The organism is Pseudogulbenkiania ferrooxidans 2002 (assembly GCF_000174355.1).
GTDB classification, from domain to species: Bacteria; Pseudomonadota; Gammaproteobacteria; order Burkholderiales; family Chromobacteriaceae; genus Pseudogulbenkiania; species Pseudogulbenkiania ferrooxidans.
Genome location: NZ_ACIS01000012.1, coordinates 44,497 through 59,146, shown reverse-complemented (window position 1 = coordinate 59,146; position 14,650 = coordinate 44,497). Strand labels below are relative to the sequence as shown.

Annotated in this window: 13 protein-coding genes; 6 read left to right on the top strand and 7 right to left on the bottom strand. The window is 66.9% G+C overall.

What is annotated here, in order from left to right:
- Positions 1 to 101: 101 nt before the first annotated feature.
- Complete coding sequence (locus FURADRAFT_RS18045) at positions 102 to 314, top strand: DUF3820 family protein (protein ID WP_008955614.1); 213 nt, start codon at positions 102 to 104, stop codon at positions 312 to 314.
- Between the two features lie 4 nt (positions 315 to 318).
- Positions 319 to 1,254, top strand: a complete 936-nt coding sequence (gene ylqF, locus FURADRAFT_RS18040) for a ribosome biogenesis GTPase YlqF (RefSeq protein ID WP_008955613.1) — start codon at positions 319 to 321, stop codon at positions 1,252 to 1,254.
- 255 nt (positions 1,255 to 1,509) lie between these two features.
- Here the strand turns inward: ylqF and FURADRAFT_RS18035 are convergent, their stop codons facing one another.
- Genes FURADRAFT_RS18035 through FURADRAFT_RS18025 form a run of 3 tightly spaced genes read right to left on the bottom strand, consistent with a single transcriptional unit; the run spans position 1,510 to position 2,946 of the window.
- Entirely contained in the window at positions 1,510 to 1,965 is a 456-nt protein-coding gene (locus FURADRAFT_RS18035; protein WP_008955612.1) for a DUF3592 domain-containing protein, read from the bottom strand.
- On the bottom strand, positions 1,965 to 2,393 hold the full coding sequence (gene ruvX / locus FURADRAFT_RS18030; RefSeq protein WP_008955611.1) for a Holliday junction resolvase RuvX: 429 nt from the start codon (positions 2,391 to 2,393) through the stop codon (positions 1,965 to 1,967). Before ruvX ends, FURADRAFT_RS18035 begins: the two co-directional genes overlap by 1 nt.
- On the bottom strand, positions 2,386 to 2,946 hold the full coding sequence (locus tag FURADRAFT_RS18025) for a YqgE/AlgH family protein (RefSeq protein ID WP_008955610.1): 561 nt from the start codon (positions 2,944 to 2,946) through the stop codon (positions 2,386 to 2,388). Before FURADRAFT_RS18025 ends, ruvX begins: the two co-directional genes overlap by 8 nt.
- 100 nt (positions 2,947 to 3,046) lie before the next feature.
- Between FURADRAFT_RS18025 and smc the strand changes: the two genes are divergently transcribed.
- Positions 3,047 to 6,532: a chromosome segregation protein SMC gene (gene smc, locus FURADRAFT_RS18020; protein ID WP_008955609.1), complete on the top strand. Its 3,486-nt coding sequence runs from the start codon at positions 3,047 to 3,049 to the stop codon at positions 6,530 to 6,532.
- A 278-nt stretch (positions 6,533 to 6,810) separates the two neighbouring features.
- Here the strand turns inward: smc and FURADRAFT_RS18015 are convergent, their stop codons facing one another.
- The 4 genes from FURADRAFT_RS18015 to FURADRAFT_RS18000 form a co-directional block, all read right to left on the bottom strand.
- Positions 6,811 to 7,383: a YceI family protein gene (locus tag FURADRAFT_RS18015; protein ID WP_008955608.1), complete on the bottom strand. Its 573-nt coding sequence runs from the start codon at positions 7,381 to 7,383 to the stop codon at positions 6,811 to 6,813.
- Between the two features lie 199 nt (positions 7,384 to 7,582).
- The gene (locus FURADRAFT_RS18010) at positions 7,583 to 8,131 is read right to left on the bottom strand and encodes a YceI family protein (RefSeq protein WP_008955607.1); all 549 of its coding nucleotides are present in this window, start codon (positions 8,129 to 8,131) and stop codon (positions 7,583 to 7,585) included.
- 29 nt (positions 8,132 to 8,160) lie between these two features.
- Complete coding sequence (locus FURADRAFT_RS18005; RefSeq protein ID WP_008955606.1) at positions 8,161 to 8,706, bottom strand: cytochrome b; 546 nt, start codon at positions 8,704 to 8,706, stop codon at positions 8,161 to 8,163.
- Entirely contained in the window at positions 8,693 to 9,160 is a 468-nt protein-coding gene (locus FURADRAFT_RS18000; protein WP_008955605.1) for a MarR family winged helix-turn-helix transcriptional regulator, read from the bottom strand. The genes FURADRAFT_RS18005 and FURADRAFT_RS18000 overlap by 14 nt, the downstream gene beginning before the upstream one ends.
- A 322-nt stretch (positions 9,161 to 9,482) precedes the next feature.
- On the opposite strand from FURADRAFT_RS18000, the gene FURADRAFT_RS17995 reads away from it, so the two are divergent.
- The 3 genes from FURADRAFT_RS17995 to FURADRAFT_RS17985 all read left to right on the top strand — a co-directional run bounded on the left by FURADRAFT_RS17995 (position 9,483) and on the right by FURADRAFT_RS17985 (position 14,634).
- Positions 9,483 to 10,649 carry a cell division protein ZipA C-terminal FtsZ-binding domain-containing protein gene (locus FURADRAFT_RS17995; protein WP_008955604.1) on the top strand — a complete coding sequence of 389 codons (1,167 nt, stop codon included), beginning with the start codon at positions 9,483 to 9,485 and terminating at the stop codon, positions 10,647 to 10,649.
- 62 nt (positions 10,650 to 10,711) lie between these two features.
- Positions 10,712 to 13,147, top strand: coding sequence for an NAD-dependent DNA ligase LigA (gene ligA, locus FURADRAFT_RS17990; protein WP_040653213.1), 2,436 nt, complete (start codon positions 10,712 to 10,714; stop codon positions 13,145 to 13,147).
- A complete protein-coding gene (locus FURADRAFT_RS17985; RefSeq protein ID WP_236261628.1) occupies positions 13,144 to 14,634 on the top strand; it encodes a tetratricopeptide repeat protein in 1,491 nt (496 codons plus the stop codon). The genes ligA and FURADRAFT_RS17985 overlap by 4 nt, the downstream gene beginning before the upstream one ends.
- Positions 14,635 to 14,650: the final 16 nt, after the last annotated feature.

Sequence of the window (14,650 nt, the reverse complement as noted above, 5' to 3'; positions counted from 1 at the left end):
TTGCCTACTGGAATAGGCCCTGAAGACAGGTTTTCTATGTTGCGCATGGTCAGTGCCTGCACTCTTTGGCACAATGCGCTTCCCCGAGTTCGAGTGCCGCCATGAATGCCGACGACCTTCTCCTGCTGGTGACGCGCCAGATGCCGTTCGGCAAGTACCAGGGCCGGCTGATCGCCGATCTGCCCGGGCATTACCTGGCCTGGTTCGCCCGCGAAGGCTTTCCCAAAGGGGAAATCGGCCGCTTGCTGCAGCTGGCCTTCGAACTCGATCACAACGGACTGTCGTCCCTTTTGGACCCCTTACGGAAACGGTAACAGCATGGCGATTCAATGGTTTCCCGGCCACATGAACAAGGCGCGCAAGGATCTGGCCGAGCGCGTCAAGGATATCGATGTGGTCATCGAAATGCTGGACGCCCGTCTGCCGGCGTCCAGTGCCAACCCGATGATCGCGCGCATGACGCGCGGCAAGCCAGCGTTGAAGATTCTCAACAAGCAGGATCTGGCCGATCCGGCCATCACCCAGGTCTGGCTGGATTACTACTGTTCCAAGCCGGGTACCCGCGCCATCGCGCTGGATGCCGGCGAGCGGGCGCCGGTCACCAAGCTGGTGTCGGCCTGCCGTGCGCTGGCACCCAACCGTGGTGGGCTGGAAAAGCCGTTGCGCGTGCTGATCTGCGGCATCCCCAACGTCGGCAAGTCGACGCTGATCAATAGCCTGGCCGGGCGGCGCATCGCCAAAACCGGCAACGAGCCGGGTATCACCAAGGGTCAGCAGCGCATCCTGCTGGCCGACGACTTCGAGCTGGTTGATACCCCCGGCATGCTGTGGCCCAAGATCGAGGTGGAAGAGGGCGGCTACAACCTGGCCGCCAGCGGCGCGGTCGGCCGCAACGCGCTGGACGAGGAAGAGGTGGTGCTGGAGCTGCTGCGCTACCTGATGAAGCACTACACCACGCTGCTGCAGGAGCGCTATAACGTCGGCGATATCGAGGGCTGGCAGGATTTCGAGGTGCTGGAGCAGATTGGCAGGCGCCGCGGTGCCATGCTGGGCGGCGGGCGGGTGAATATCCAGAAGGCCGCCGAGATCGTGCTGACCGATTTCCGCGCCGGCAGCATCGGCCCGATCACGCTGGAGCGCCCGGACGAATGGAAAGCCTGGGAAAAGGCGGCGCGCGAGCGCGAGGCGGAGCGCCAGGCTTTGCGCGAAGCGGAGCGGCTGGAGCGGGAACAACGCGCCAAGGGTTCGCGCTGAGCTTCTCCCATTAGGCGGCTGTGCCTTTGCATCTTGAGTGCTGGCGGACTGCGTGCGACTCTTTTTGAAGAGCCGCTCAGCGATGCGGAATCCTCATGTACTCTGTGTTCATTCCGGTTCCTGTGCTCCGGCAGACACTCAACCTGCTGTGGCTCGCTCGCCTCCTGGAATAAGCTTCCATGGAGGCAGTTGTTGAATCAATGAACAACGGGTGCCAGAGGCACCCGTTTCGTTTTGGTCCGCTTGGCTTCTGGCCTAATCCTCACCCTTCAGCAGCAGCACCAGGCCAGCCGCCGCGATGAGCAGCGTCAGCGCCTTGCCGGCCCAGGCGGTCCAGTGCTCCCCAGGCTCCAGGCAGGCTTCCTGCGGCCGTTCCGGGTTGTAGTAGACGCGTACCACCGCGCCGTTCGGGTACTTCGCCAGGACCGCTTCGGCCTGATCGCGGCTTTGCATCGCGCCGGGGTTGGGGTAGCGGCGGATGGTGGATTCGAGGACGCCGCCGCCGACGCTGTAGCGGTAGCGCAACTGTGGCAGATAGTCGTCGCGATTGCCGTCGCCGCCGTTGTGGGAGCGGATGTCGAGACGGCTCTCCACGATGGTGCCGCTGGCCGACGGCCAGTGCGTGGCGCTCTGCCCCTTCTCGCCCAGTTTCCACAGGTAGACGAAAGCCGCACCGCCGATCAGCAGCAGCGCGAGCGCGATCAGGCGCATCACACCGCTTCGCCCGGTTGTTCGAACCAAGTCTGCAGGATGGCCTGCGCCGCGACCTGGTCGAGCGCCGGCTTCTGCTTGCGGCCACGCACCCCGGCTTCGTTGAGCAGGCTTTCCGCGATCAGCGAGGTGTGGCGCTCGTCGACCAGCCACACCGGCAGCCCGAAGCGGCCCTTGAGGCGGTTGGCGAAGCGGCGCGAGAGCCGGGTCAGGTCGTGCTCGGTGCCGTCGGCGTGCACCGGCAGGCCGACCACCAACTGCGCCGGCCGCCATTCCTCGATCAGCTTGCCGATGGCGGCGAAGCGCTGCTCGGTGATTTCGGTGTCGATGGTGGTGAGTGGATGGGCGATGCCGAGCAGCGTCTCCCCCATGGCGACGCCGATGCGACGTTCGCCGAAATCGAAGGCCAGCGTGGTTCCGTCAGGCATGGCCGCAATCGGTGGAGAGCAAGGTGGGGTCGAATCCCAGCAGCGCCATGGCGGCGTCGTAGCGTTCTTCGGCGGGCAGCGAGAAGATGATGTGCGGATCGGCGTTGACCGTCAGCCAGCCGTTGTTGCGGATTTCCTCTTCCAGCTGGCCGCTCGACCAGCCGGAGTAGCCCAGGCTCACCATCATGGTGTCCGGGCCCTTGTTCTCGGACACCGCCACCAGCACGTCCTTGGAGGTGGTGAGTGCCAGCTCGTCGGTGACCAGCAGGCTGGTCTGCCAGTTGCCGACCGGCATATGCAGCACGAAGCCGCGCTCCGGCTGCACCGGTCCGCCGAAGTAGACCGGCTCGCCCTGCAGCGCTTCTTCGGTCAGCGGCAGGTCGATCTGGTCGAACAGCTGGGCCATGGCGATGCCGGAGGGCTTGTTGACGATGATGCCCATGGCGCCGTGTTCGCCGTGCTCGCAAAGATACACCAGCGAGCGCGCAAACAGCGGGTCGGTCATGCCGGGCATGGCGATCAGGAACTGATTGGACAGGGAGAGGGCTTCCATGAAGCCATTATGGCACAACTCGTGACTGGCACCAGCGGGCGACGCCGCCGCCCGCCTGTCGTAAAATGCGCGCTTCCGCTCCCTTTGCTGCGAGGACGTCTTGCGTCTCACCCATATCAAACTGTCGGGCTTCAAGTCCTTTGTCGATCCCACCGCGATCCCGGTGCCGGGCCAACTGGTGGCGGTGATCGGCCCGAACGGGTGCGGCAAGTCCAACGTGATCGACGCGGTGCGCTGGGTGCTGGGCGAGTCGTCGGCCAAGCAGCTGCGCGGCGAATCGATGCAGGACGTGATCTTCAACGGTTCTTCCACGCGCAAGCCGGTGAGCCGCGCCTCGGTCGAGCTGGTGTTCGACAACGGCGACGGCCAGCTCACCGGGCCGTGGGGGCAGTACGCCGAGGTGGCGATCAAGCGCGTGCTGACGCGCCAGGGCGAGTCCAGCTACTACATCAACAACCAGCAGGTGCGCCGGCGCGACATCACCGACCTGTTCCTCGGTACCGGAGTCGGTGCGCGCGGCTACGCGGTGATCGAGCAGGGCATGATTTCGCGCATCATCGAGGCGCGCCCGGAGGAGCTGCGCGCCTACCTGGAGGAAGCGGCCGGAGTGTCCAAGTACAAGGACCGGCGGCGCGAAACCGAGAACCGCCTGGCCGACACCCGCGACAACCTGGATCGTATCGGCGATCTGCGCCAGGAGCTGGAGCGCCAGGTCGAGAAACTGACCGAGCAGGCCGAGGTGGCGGCGCAGTTCCACGATCTGAAGGGGGCGCTGACCCACAAGCAGAACCTGCTGGCGCTGGCGCGCCGCGAGGAGGCGGCGCGCACCGAGGCCGCCGCGCGCGCCGAACTGGCGCGCATCGAAACCGAGGAAGCGGCGCAGGAGGCGGCGCTGACCCATCTGGACACCGAGCTGGAAACGGTGCGCGAGCAGCACTTCGCCGCCAGCGACGCGGTGCACGAGGCGCAGCAGGCGCTGTTCGAGGCCAACGCCCAGCTGGCGCGCCTGGAAGAGGCGCAGCGCCACCGCGAGCAGAGCCGCGCCCGGCTCACGCGCGAACTGGCCAGCGCCAGCAGCGAGCGGCAAACGTTGGCCGAAAGCCGCGCCCAAGTGGCGGCCCAGCTCGACGACTGGTTGCCGCGCCACGAGGAGGCGCAGCTCAAGCTGGAGGAGGCGCAGCTGGCGCTGGAGGATGGCGCCGACGCGCTGCCGCGTGCCGACGGGGCGTTCCGCCAGGCCGACCAGGCGCTGACCCAGCTTACCAGTCAGCAGGCCAACCTGACGCGCGAGCGCGACCTGGGGCGCCAGCGCATCGAGCATTTGAACCAGGCGCTGCAGCAGCTGGCGACGCGCGAGGCGGCGCTGACGCGCGAGCTGACCGACCTCAACCTGCCCGAGCCGGCGGCGCTGGCGGCGGCCGAGGCCGAAGTGGCGCGCGCCCGTGCCGCGCTCGACGCGGTGCGTGCCCGCGTGGTGGCCGACGAAGCCAAGCTGGCCGACCTGGCCGCCGAGCGCGAAAAGCTCGACGAGACGCTGGCTGAGCAGCGCGCCCAGCTGGCGCGGGCCGAGGCCGAGGCGGCGGCGTTGCAGGCGGTGCTGGCGCGCGAGGCGGCCGGCGAGCAGCTGGCCGGCTGGCTGGCGCAGCAGGGCCTGGCCGAGGCGCCGGCGCTGTGGCAGTCGCTCGACGTCGATCCCACCTGGCGCGTGGCGCTGGAGGCGGTGCTGGCAGAACGGCTGACCGCACGTGCCGGCCAGTTGCCGGATACCCTGCCGCCGGCCCCGCTCTGTCTGGTGGACAACACAACGCACGCAGTGTTACGTGCTGACCGGTCGTGGCCGGCACTGCTCGATTGCGTCAAGGCCGATGACACGTTCGCGGCCGTGCTCGCCGACTGGCTCGCCGGCGTGTACCGCGCCGAGACGCTGGAGCAGGCGCTGGCGCGGCGCGCGGAACTGGCCGCCGGTGAATGCTGGGTGACGCCGCAAGGGCATCGTGTCGGCGCCGCCAGCGTCAGTTTCCACGCCGCCGCCAGCGACGACGGGGTGATGGCGCGCAAGGGCGCGCTCGACGCCGCGCTGCAACGTGCCGCCGAGCTGCAGCCGGCGCTCGATGCCGGCCAGCGCCGGCGCGAAACGCTGCAAAGCCAGAGCGCCATGTTGGCCGAAGCGGTGCGCGCCCAGAAGGGAGCGCTGACCCGCCTCGAAGCCGAGCTCAACGCCGTGACGCTGGAGCAGGTCAAGCTCGACCAGGCGGCGCGCCAGGGGGCGGCGCGGCTCGCCGCGATCGAGGCCGAGCGCCAGCGCATCGCCGACGAGCGCACCCATGCCGCGGAGGAGATCGACGAGGCCGGCATCGGCAGCGAGGAAGCGGCGCTGATGCTGGAGGAGCTGGTGGAGGCGCTGGAAGACGCGCGGCTGGCGCGGCTCAACGCCGAGACCGGCTTGCAACTGGCACGCAACAAGACGCGCGACGCCGAGCGCCTGGTGCACGAGGCACGCCTCGAGCTGACCACCGCCGAGCAGAAGGTGGGCGAACTGGCGCGCCGCGCCAAGGAACTGGAAGAACGCGACGACCAGCTGGCGGAACGGCTCGAAACGTTGGCCGAAGAGGCCTTGACGGTGGACGAGGCGGTGCCGGAGGAGGCGCTGCAACTGGCGCTGGAACAGCGCGATGAGCGCGACACGCAACTGGCCGCGGTACGTGACCGGCTCAACGGCCTGACCGAGCAACTGCGCCAGCTCGGCCAGCGCCAGCACGACGTCAGCGCCGCGCTGCCGGCGTTGCGCAACGCCCGCGCCGACTGGCTGCTGAAACACCAGGAGGCACGGCTCGGCGTCGAGCGCTTCAGCGAGGAGCTGAAGGAAGCCGGGGCCGACGAGGGGGTGCTGCTGGCCGACCTCACCGACGCCGTCAAACCGAACACGCTGGCGGCCGAGATCGCGCGCCTGGCGCGCGCGCTGGAAAACCTCGGCGCGGTCAACCTGGCGGCGCTCGACGAGTTGCAGCAGGCGCGCGAGCGCGGCGACTACCTGGCCAGCCAGTCCGACGACCTGCTGCAGGCGATGGCCACGCTGGAGGAGGCGATCGCCAAGATCGACGGCGAGACGCGCGACATGCTGCAGTCCACCTACGACGCGGTCAACGCCAAGATGAGCGAATTCTTCCCGACGCTGTTCGGCGGCGGCCGCGCCGAACTGGTGCTGACCGGAGAGGACCTCCTGGACGCCGGGGTGCAGATCATCGCCCAGCCGCCGGGCAAGAAGAACAGCACCATTCACCTGCTCTCCGGCGGCGAGAAGGCGCTCACCGCGATGAGTCTGGTGTTCTCGCTGTTTTCGCTCAACCCGGCGCCGTTCTGCCTGCTGGACGAGGTCGACGCCCCGCTCGACGACGCCAATACCAGCCGCTTCTGCGATCTGGTCAAGCGCATGGCGGAGCGCACCCAGTTCCTCTACATCTCGCACAACCGCCTGACCATGGAGATGGCCGAGCAGCTGGTCGGCGTCACCATGCAGGAACAGGGCGTCAGCCGCATCGTGGCGGTGGACATCGTCGAGGCCTTGCAGATGCGCGAGACCGCCTGAAAGCCCATTTCATCAGTCGGCTGCGCCTGCGCATCTTGAGCGCCGGCGGACTGCGTGCGAATTGTTGATTCGCTCAGCGATCGGGAACCCTCATGGACTCCGTGTCCATTACGGTTCCTGTGCTCCGGCGACACTCAACCTGCTTTGGCTCGTTCGCCTGCTGAAACGGGCTCCAATGGCCGTTATGTCGATAGGTATCCTGGCCGTCAGATGCCCATCCCCAAAACAAACAGCCCGCCAATCAGGCGGGCTGTCGTGATTGCTACGGAGCGAGGGGCTTACTCGGCCTTGACGGCTTCGATCGCCACTTTCAGCACCACGTCGTCGGCGATGGCCGGCAGAAAGGTCTTCATGCCGAAGTCGCTGCGCTTGATCACGGTCTCGGCGTTGGCACCGTAGGTCTGCTTGCCGGTCATCGGGTTCGGCTTGCCGCCGAACTGGGTGACTTTCAGCGTGACCGGCTTGGTCACGCCGAGGATGGTCAGGTCGCCCTTCAGCGCGGTCAGCTTGTCGCCGGCGAACTCCAGGTTCTTGGACTTGAAGGTGATGGTCGGGTACTGCGCCACGTTGAAGAAGTCCTTGCTCTTCAGGTGCTTGTCGCGGTCCGGCAGGAAGGTCTGCAGCGAGTCGGCGTCGATGGTGATGTCGACCGCGCCTTTCTTGGCGGCGCTGTCGAGCTCGACCTTGCCGCTGGTCTTGGTGAAGGTGCCGGACTGGACCGAGAAGCCCAGGTGGTTCACTTCGTACTGGGCGAAGGTATGGGTCGGGTCGACGTTGTAGGTCACCGGGGCGGCGAGGGCGGCGGTGCTCAGGCCGGCCAGAGCGGCGGCGATCAGGGTCTGCTTCATCATGTCTTACTTTCTCCTGCGGGTTGCTTGGAACCTGCTGACGATCCTGCTGCGCGATCCCTGATCGGGGCTCATGTGTACTGCGTGCGAATCTATGGATTCGCTCAGCGATCAGAAATCCTCATGGACGCCATGTCCATTCCGGTTTCTGTGCTGCTCTTCACCCCGCTGAGGGCCGCTCGCGACGGATCGTGAACAGGTCCTACTTGGTCGCGGCCGGGAAAGCCACGCGGAACTTGATCTGCACTTCGTCGGCGACGGTGCCGGTATCGGTCCAGTCGCCTTCGCCGATCTTGAAGGCCAGACGGGACACCGGCATCACGCCTTCCACCACGCTCAGGGCGCCTTGCTGTTTCAGCGTGAACGGCGCGCTGACGTCGCGGGTGATGCCCTTGAGCGTGAGTTTGCCGGTCACCTGGTAGCGGTTGGGGCCGGCGCTCTTGATGCTGCTCGACACGAAACGCGCGGTCGGGAACTGGGCGGCGTTGAACCACTCCTTCTTCTTGGCCTCGGCTTCCGCGTCGCGCGTCGGCAGGCTGATGCTGCCGGTCTGGATGGTGATGTCGGCCTTGCCGGCCTCCGGCTTGGCCGGGTTCAGCTCGACGTTGGCCGAAAAGCTCTTGAAACCGCCGTCGACCGGCGTGCCCAGTTGTTTCATGGCGAAGCCGATGCGGCTTTGGGTCAGGTCGGCCGGCGCGGCGAAGGCCAGCGGGGTCGCCAGCAGCAGGGCGGCGGAAATCAGCACTCTCATGTCGGGTCTCGGTAGCAAAGTTGTGAAGGTCAGGCGCGCGGCTGTTTCAGGCTCATGCGGAACAGCAGGCCGTCGCGGTCGATGAAATGGTGCTTGAACGCCACCAGCACGTGGCCGGCCACGGCCAGCGCCAGCGTCCAGTTGAGCAGTTCGTGCACTTCCTTGAGCTGATGGGCCAGGGTCTCGTTGGCCGCGATCAGGTCGGGCAGCGGGATCAGGCCAAGATAGACCACCGGGATGCCGTAGGCCGAGCTCATCAACCAGCCGGTCAGCGGCACCGCCAGCATCAGCGCGTACAGCGCCAGATGCCCGCCCTTGGCGGCCAGTTGCGCCAGCGGCGACATCGTCCCGGGCAGCGCCGGTGCCGGCCACAGCAGCCGCCCTGCGAGGCGCAATGCCAGCAGCGCCAGCACGCTGATGCCCAGCCACTTGTGCCAGCCGATCAGCTTGAACTTGGTCGGCGACAGCGGCATGCCGGACAGGGTCAGGCCCAGGCCGAACCCCACCACGATCAGCAGCGCCACCAGCCAGTGCAGCAGGATGGACGGGGTGGCGTAACGTTCAGGTCGATTCATTTTCTTGTTTCTCCAAAGCCTGGTTGAGTACCGTCTTCAACCCCGCCAGCTGGTTCGACCAGAGCTCAAGCTGGTCGCGGCTGCACTGGCTGAAGGCCTGGTGCATGTAGTCGCAGTGTGCCGGAAACACCTGGCGGAACAATTCCTCCCCGGCCGCGGTCAGTGAGATGAACACGCTACGGCGATCCTCGGGCCGCTCCTGGCGCGTCACTACGCCTTTTTCGGCGAGTCGGTCGATCACGCCGGTCAGGGTGCCCTTGGTGATCAGGGTTTTTTCCGAGAGCTCCTTGCAGCTCATGCCCGGCGTGTTGCCGAGCGTGGCGATCACGTCGAACTGCGGCGGGGTCAGGCCGAGTTCGCGCACGTGACGTGCCGAATACTGTTCGAACGCCTGGAAAGCGCGCACCAGCTCCCGAATGACGGGGAGAACGTCGGTCTTGTAAACGGTATCCACGGGCAGTCCTGTTTTGGTTCGTATTAGTTTAGTTCTAATTAGTACTAAATGGCAAGTGCTACGCTTTCCCTGGTGCCAGCAGGCTGCTGGGGCACGACGTTGGCGTGAATGGTTCGCCATGAACATGACAAATACGCACCGCCAGAGACGAAAAGGGCCGGGGCGGATGACAAATCGCTATCGATTTGGCGGTTTTGCTATGGAAGGGACGAGGCGTGAAGTGGTAAGGTTCGGGTGAAACGATTGACAACGTGATAGCTGTGTCAAGCATCCCCTTCCGATATAATGCTTCGGGATTATTCGCCTTAACGCGGACGGGCTAATGAGCGAATTGCAGATAGGTTTACTGGCGTTGGGCGCGGCCGTGGTCGGCCTCGTCTACGGATTCAACGTGTTGCAGGAGTGGCGCTTTCGCAAGAAAACGCGCCAGGCCTTTGCGCGTCATCATGACGACGTGCTGTTGAACGTCCCCAAGAACAACGTGCGCGACGGCGTCAAGGCGACCCGGCTGGAGCCGGTGCTGGTCGACGCGGCCGGCGCCGACAACGAGCCGGAAGCACCGGGCTTCGAACCGGAACTGCCTCCGCTCGACTCCCACGACATCCCCGAACTGCCACGGCTGGACGACGATATCGACCTGGAAGAGGAGACCGATTTCGCCTTCGACTCGGCCGACCACCAGGCCCTGGTGGTGGCGATGCTCGACCCCTCGCTCGACTTCATCGCCGAAGTGGTGTTCCACCAGTCGCATGAACTGGCCGCGATGCCGCGCTTCAACGTCGCCAAGCGTGTGCAGATCATCGGTCGCACCGAAAAAGGCCTGTGGAAGCCGGCCGAGATTCTGCCCGGTACCCGTTACAAGCAACTCAATATCGGCCTGCAGCTAGTCGATCGCGGCGGCGCCGTGACCGAACAGGAGCTGGCGAGCTTCTGCCAGCAGGTGTCGCGTTTCGCCGACGAGCACAACGCCGCGGTCAGCTTCCCGCAGCGCCAGCAGAAACTGGTGGCGGCACGCGAACTGGACCGTTTCTGTTCTGAGGTCGACATGCTGATCGGCATCAACATCGTGCCGCGCCAGCCGATCGACGGCGCACGCCTGCGCAGCTTCAGCGAAGCCGGCGGACTGCAGCTGGAGCCGGACGGCGCGTTCCACTACCTGGCCGATTCCGGCAACTCGCTCTACTCGCTGGCCGCCGCCGACCAGACGCCGTTCAGCTACCACAACCTGCTCGACCACTCCTTCGCCGCACTGACGCTGCTGTTCGACGTGCCGCGCGTGGCCGGGGGTGTCGAGGTGTTCGACCGCGCGCTGGAGTTCGCCCAGCAGCTGGCGCACGAGTTTGACGCGCAGCTGGTGGACGACAACCATCGCGTGCTGTCCGACGTTGGGCTGACCCGCATCCGCGACCAACTGCAGCATATCTACGGCAGCATGGACGATCGTGGCATCGCGCCGGGTAGCGTGGCTGCACTGCGCCTGTTTGCTTGAACCAGGATCTTCAGGAATGACCGGCCGGCTCTGATGCCGGCCTTTTTGCTATGGGTTTGACAATGTCGCAATCGAACGAGCGCGAACAGGCGGTGCAGCGCATCGCCGAACTGGTGCCACTGCTGAACCGCTACAGCCGCGAATACTACGAACGGGATGAGCCGACGGTGCCGGACGTCGAGTACGACCGCCTGTACCGCGAACTGGAGGCGCTGGAGGCGGCTCATCCCGAGCTGCGCCGCGCCGACTCGCCGACCCTGCGTGTCGGCGGCGCGCCGCTGGCCGAGTTTTCCAGCGTGACCCATGCCGTGCCGATGCTGTCGCTGAACAACGCCTTCTCCGACCTCGATGCCGCCGACTTCGAGCAGCGCCACGCCGAGCTGATCCAGTTCGACGAGCGCGTGCGCAAGGCGCTGGGGGGGGCGGAGGTCGAGTACGCGGTGCAGCCCAAGTTCGACGGGCTGGCGGTCAGCCTGCTCTACCGCGACGGCGTGCTGGTGCAGGGCGCCACCCGCGGCGACGGTTTCTCCGGCGAGAACGTCACCGAGAACCTGCGCACCGTGCGGGCCATCCCGCTGCGTCTGACCATTGAACACCCGCCGGCGCTGCTGGAAGTGCGCGGCGAGGTGCTGATGCTCAAGCGCGACTTCGAGCAGCTCAACGCCGAGCAGGCCGCGCGCGGCGACAAGACTTTCGCCAACCCGCGCAACGCTGCCGCGGGCAGCCTGCGCCAGCTCGATTCGCGCATCACCGCGCGGCGCCGGCTGTCGTTCTTCGCCTACGCCATCGCCCAGGTCGAGGGTGCCGACTGGCCGGTCTCGCACCAGGCCGAACTCGACTGGCTGCACCGGCTCGGCATCCCGCTGGTGCCGGCCGAACTGCGCCCGGTGGTGCGTGGCGTGGCAGGGCTCGCCGCCTACTACGAGGCCATCCTGCGCCAGCGTGCCAGCCTGCCGTACGACATCGACGGCGTGGTGTACAAGGTCAACGACCGTGCCCAGCAGGAGGCGCTCGGCTTCGTCTCGCGCGCGCCGCGCTGGGCCATCGCCCACAAGTTTCCCGCCGAGGAGGCGCTGACCCTGGTCGAGGCGATCGAGGAGCAGGTCGGCCGCACCGGCGCCATCACGCCGGTGGCGCGCCTCAAGCCCGTCTTCGTCGGCGGCGTCACCGTCACCAACGCCACCCTGCACAACGAGGACGAGGTGCGGCGCAAGGACGTGCGGGTCGGCGACACCGTGATCGTGCGCCGAGCCGGCGACGTCATCCCCGAGGTGGTCGCCGTGGTGCTGGAGCGCCGGCCGATGCGTCCGGTGGCCGGCGGCGACCTGTTCAGCAGCGGCGACGAGCCGCAACATCCGGCCTACCGTCTGCCGACCGCCTGCCCCGTATGTGGCAGCCACGTGGTGCGCGAGGAGGGCGAGGCGATTGCGCGCTGCTCCGGTGGCCTGATCTGCCGCGCCCAGCGCAGCCAGGCGATCCAGCATTTCGCCGGGCGCCGCATGATGGACATCGACGGCCTGGGCGAGCGCTACATCGACAACCTGGTCGAGTTCGGTTACGTCAACAGCGTCGCCGACCTCTATACCCTTCAGCTTGCCGATCTCTTGGAAATGAAGCATCGCGCCGACGAGCGCGACGGGGTGGTGCCGGAAACGGTGCAGAAGGGCCAGATCGCCACCAAGTGGGCCGAGAACCTGCTCGCCGCCATCGCCGCCAGCCGCCGTCCGACGCTGGCGCGGTTGCTGTTCGCGCTCGGCATCCGCCACGTCGGTGAATCCACCGCCAAGACCCTGGCCGACTGGCTCGGGCGTCTCGAGCTCATCCGCCGCGCCCCGGCACCGCTCTTGGCCGCGCTGCCCGACATCGGCGGCGTGGTGGCCGAGGCCATCGCCGACTTCTTCGCAGAGGACAACAACGAGACGGTGCTCGAGGCCCTGCTGCGCCATGTCCAACCTGGCGACGAGCACGCGCCGTCGCCCAAGTTGGCCGAACGGCTGCAGCCGGCGGCGTTGCTGGCGCGGCTCGGCATCCCGCGCCTGACCGAACTGCGCAGCCAGCAGCTGGCCGGCCAGATCGCCGGCCTCGCCGCCCTGGCGGCCAGCGAGCGGCGCGAGCTGATGCAGCTCGATCTGCCGGCCGACGTCTTCAACGCCCTGGCCGATTGGCTCGACGAGCCGGGCCGGCGTGCCGAGCTGAGCCAACTCGCCTCGCTGGTGGACTCTATCCTGGCCGACCTGCCCACGCAGCCGTCTTCGGCCAACCTGTTGCTGGAGGGCAAGACCCTGGTGCTGACCGGCACGCTGCCCACGCTGTCGCGCGACCAGGCCAAGGAGCTGATCGAGGCGGCCGGCGGCAAGGTGGCCGGCAGCGTGTCGAAGAAAACCCACTACGTGGTGGCTGGTGAGGCGGCGGGCAGCAAGCTCGCCAAGGCCGAGGAGCTCGGCGTGCCGGTGCTCGACGAGGCCGGCCTGCTAGCGCTGCTGGACCAGGCGGAGTGAGTCCGAAAACGGAGAACATCATGGCGGAGACGGTGGCGGAAGCGTTCGAGAGAGGGAACCAGCTGGCGGCGGCGGGGCAGTTCGAGGAGGCCATTGCCGCCTTCGACCGCTGTCTTGCTCACAATGCCGATGACTGGCAGGCGCTGGCCAACCGCGGCAACGCCAGGATGAAGCTCAAGCGCTATCACCTGGCGCTGGACGATTACCTGCGTGCCGCCGCGCTCAACCCGGCCTCGGGCAGCGTCAAATGCAATCTGGCGGTGCTGCTCAAGGAGCTGGGCGAACTGACGTTGGCCGAAAACCTGCTGCGCGAGCTGCTGGCGGCACAGCCCGATCATGTCGATGCCTGGAGCAACCTCGGCGTGGTGCTGCAGTACGCCTTGCGCTACGACGAATCAGCCGCCTGCCAGCGACGGGCGATCGAGCTGGGCGGGCCATCGCCTGGCCGCTACAACAACCTGGCCAACGCTCTCAGCTGCGCCCTGCGACTGGACGAAGCGGAGGCAGCCTACCGTGCCGGGCTGGAATTGGCGCCGGACGACGCCGACTTGCGTTTCAACCTGTCGATCGCCCTGCTGTTGCAGGGACGCTACCTCGACGCCTGGCCCTTGTACGAGGCGCGCTGGTCGTCGGTATTGGTGCCGCGCTACCGCGAACGGCGCTGGCAAGGCGAGCCGCTGGGCGGACGGACGCTGCTGCTATGGGCCGAGCAAGGGTTGGGGGACACCCTGCAGATGGCGCGCTTTCTGCCCGTGCTGCGTCAGCAGCAACCCGACGCTCGCCTGGTGCTGGCGGTTCCGCGCACCTTCTTGCGGCTGTTCGGGCAGTTCGACCGGGTCGAGCTGATCGACCTCGACGCGGCCGCCCCCCCGCACGATGTGCAGATTCCGCTCATGTCGCTGCCGGGCGTGCTGGGCGTCGAGCTGGAGACGCTGCCCACGGCGACTTACCTGCAGGCGCTGCCGGCCCGGCGAGAAGACCGGCTGGGGCACAGTGCGGCGTCTCGGCAAGAGCCTCTGCGCGTTGGCGTGGTATGGGAAACCGGCAGCTGGGGCGTGGGCATCGCCGACCATGGCCGGCAGAACAAATCAGTGCCGCTCGAACAGTTCTCCTGTCTGTTCGATATGCCGGGTGTCGACTTCATCTCGCTGCAGCTGGACGAGCTTCCCGCAGGGTTGGAGGGGCGGGTGCGGGCTCTGCCCATCACCGACTTTGCCGATACCGCCGAGGTTATCGACCAGCTCGACCTGGTTCTCAGTGTCGACACCTCGGTGGTGCACCTGGCCGGCGCCATGGGAAAGCCGGTGTGGGTGCTGATGCGGGCCGAAAGTGCGCCCTTCTTCATGGCCGGCGGCGAGTCCAGCCCCTGGTATCCCTCCATGCGCATCCTGCGTCAGCGCCATCCTGGCGATTGGAGTGAGGTCATTGCGCGTGCAGGTCAAGAATTGGCCGCGCTCGGCTCGGCAAAGCACGCCGCCACGGGGTAAAATCCTCCCGATTCCA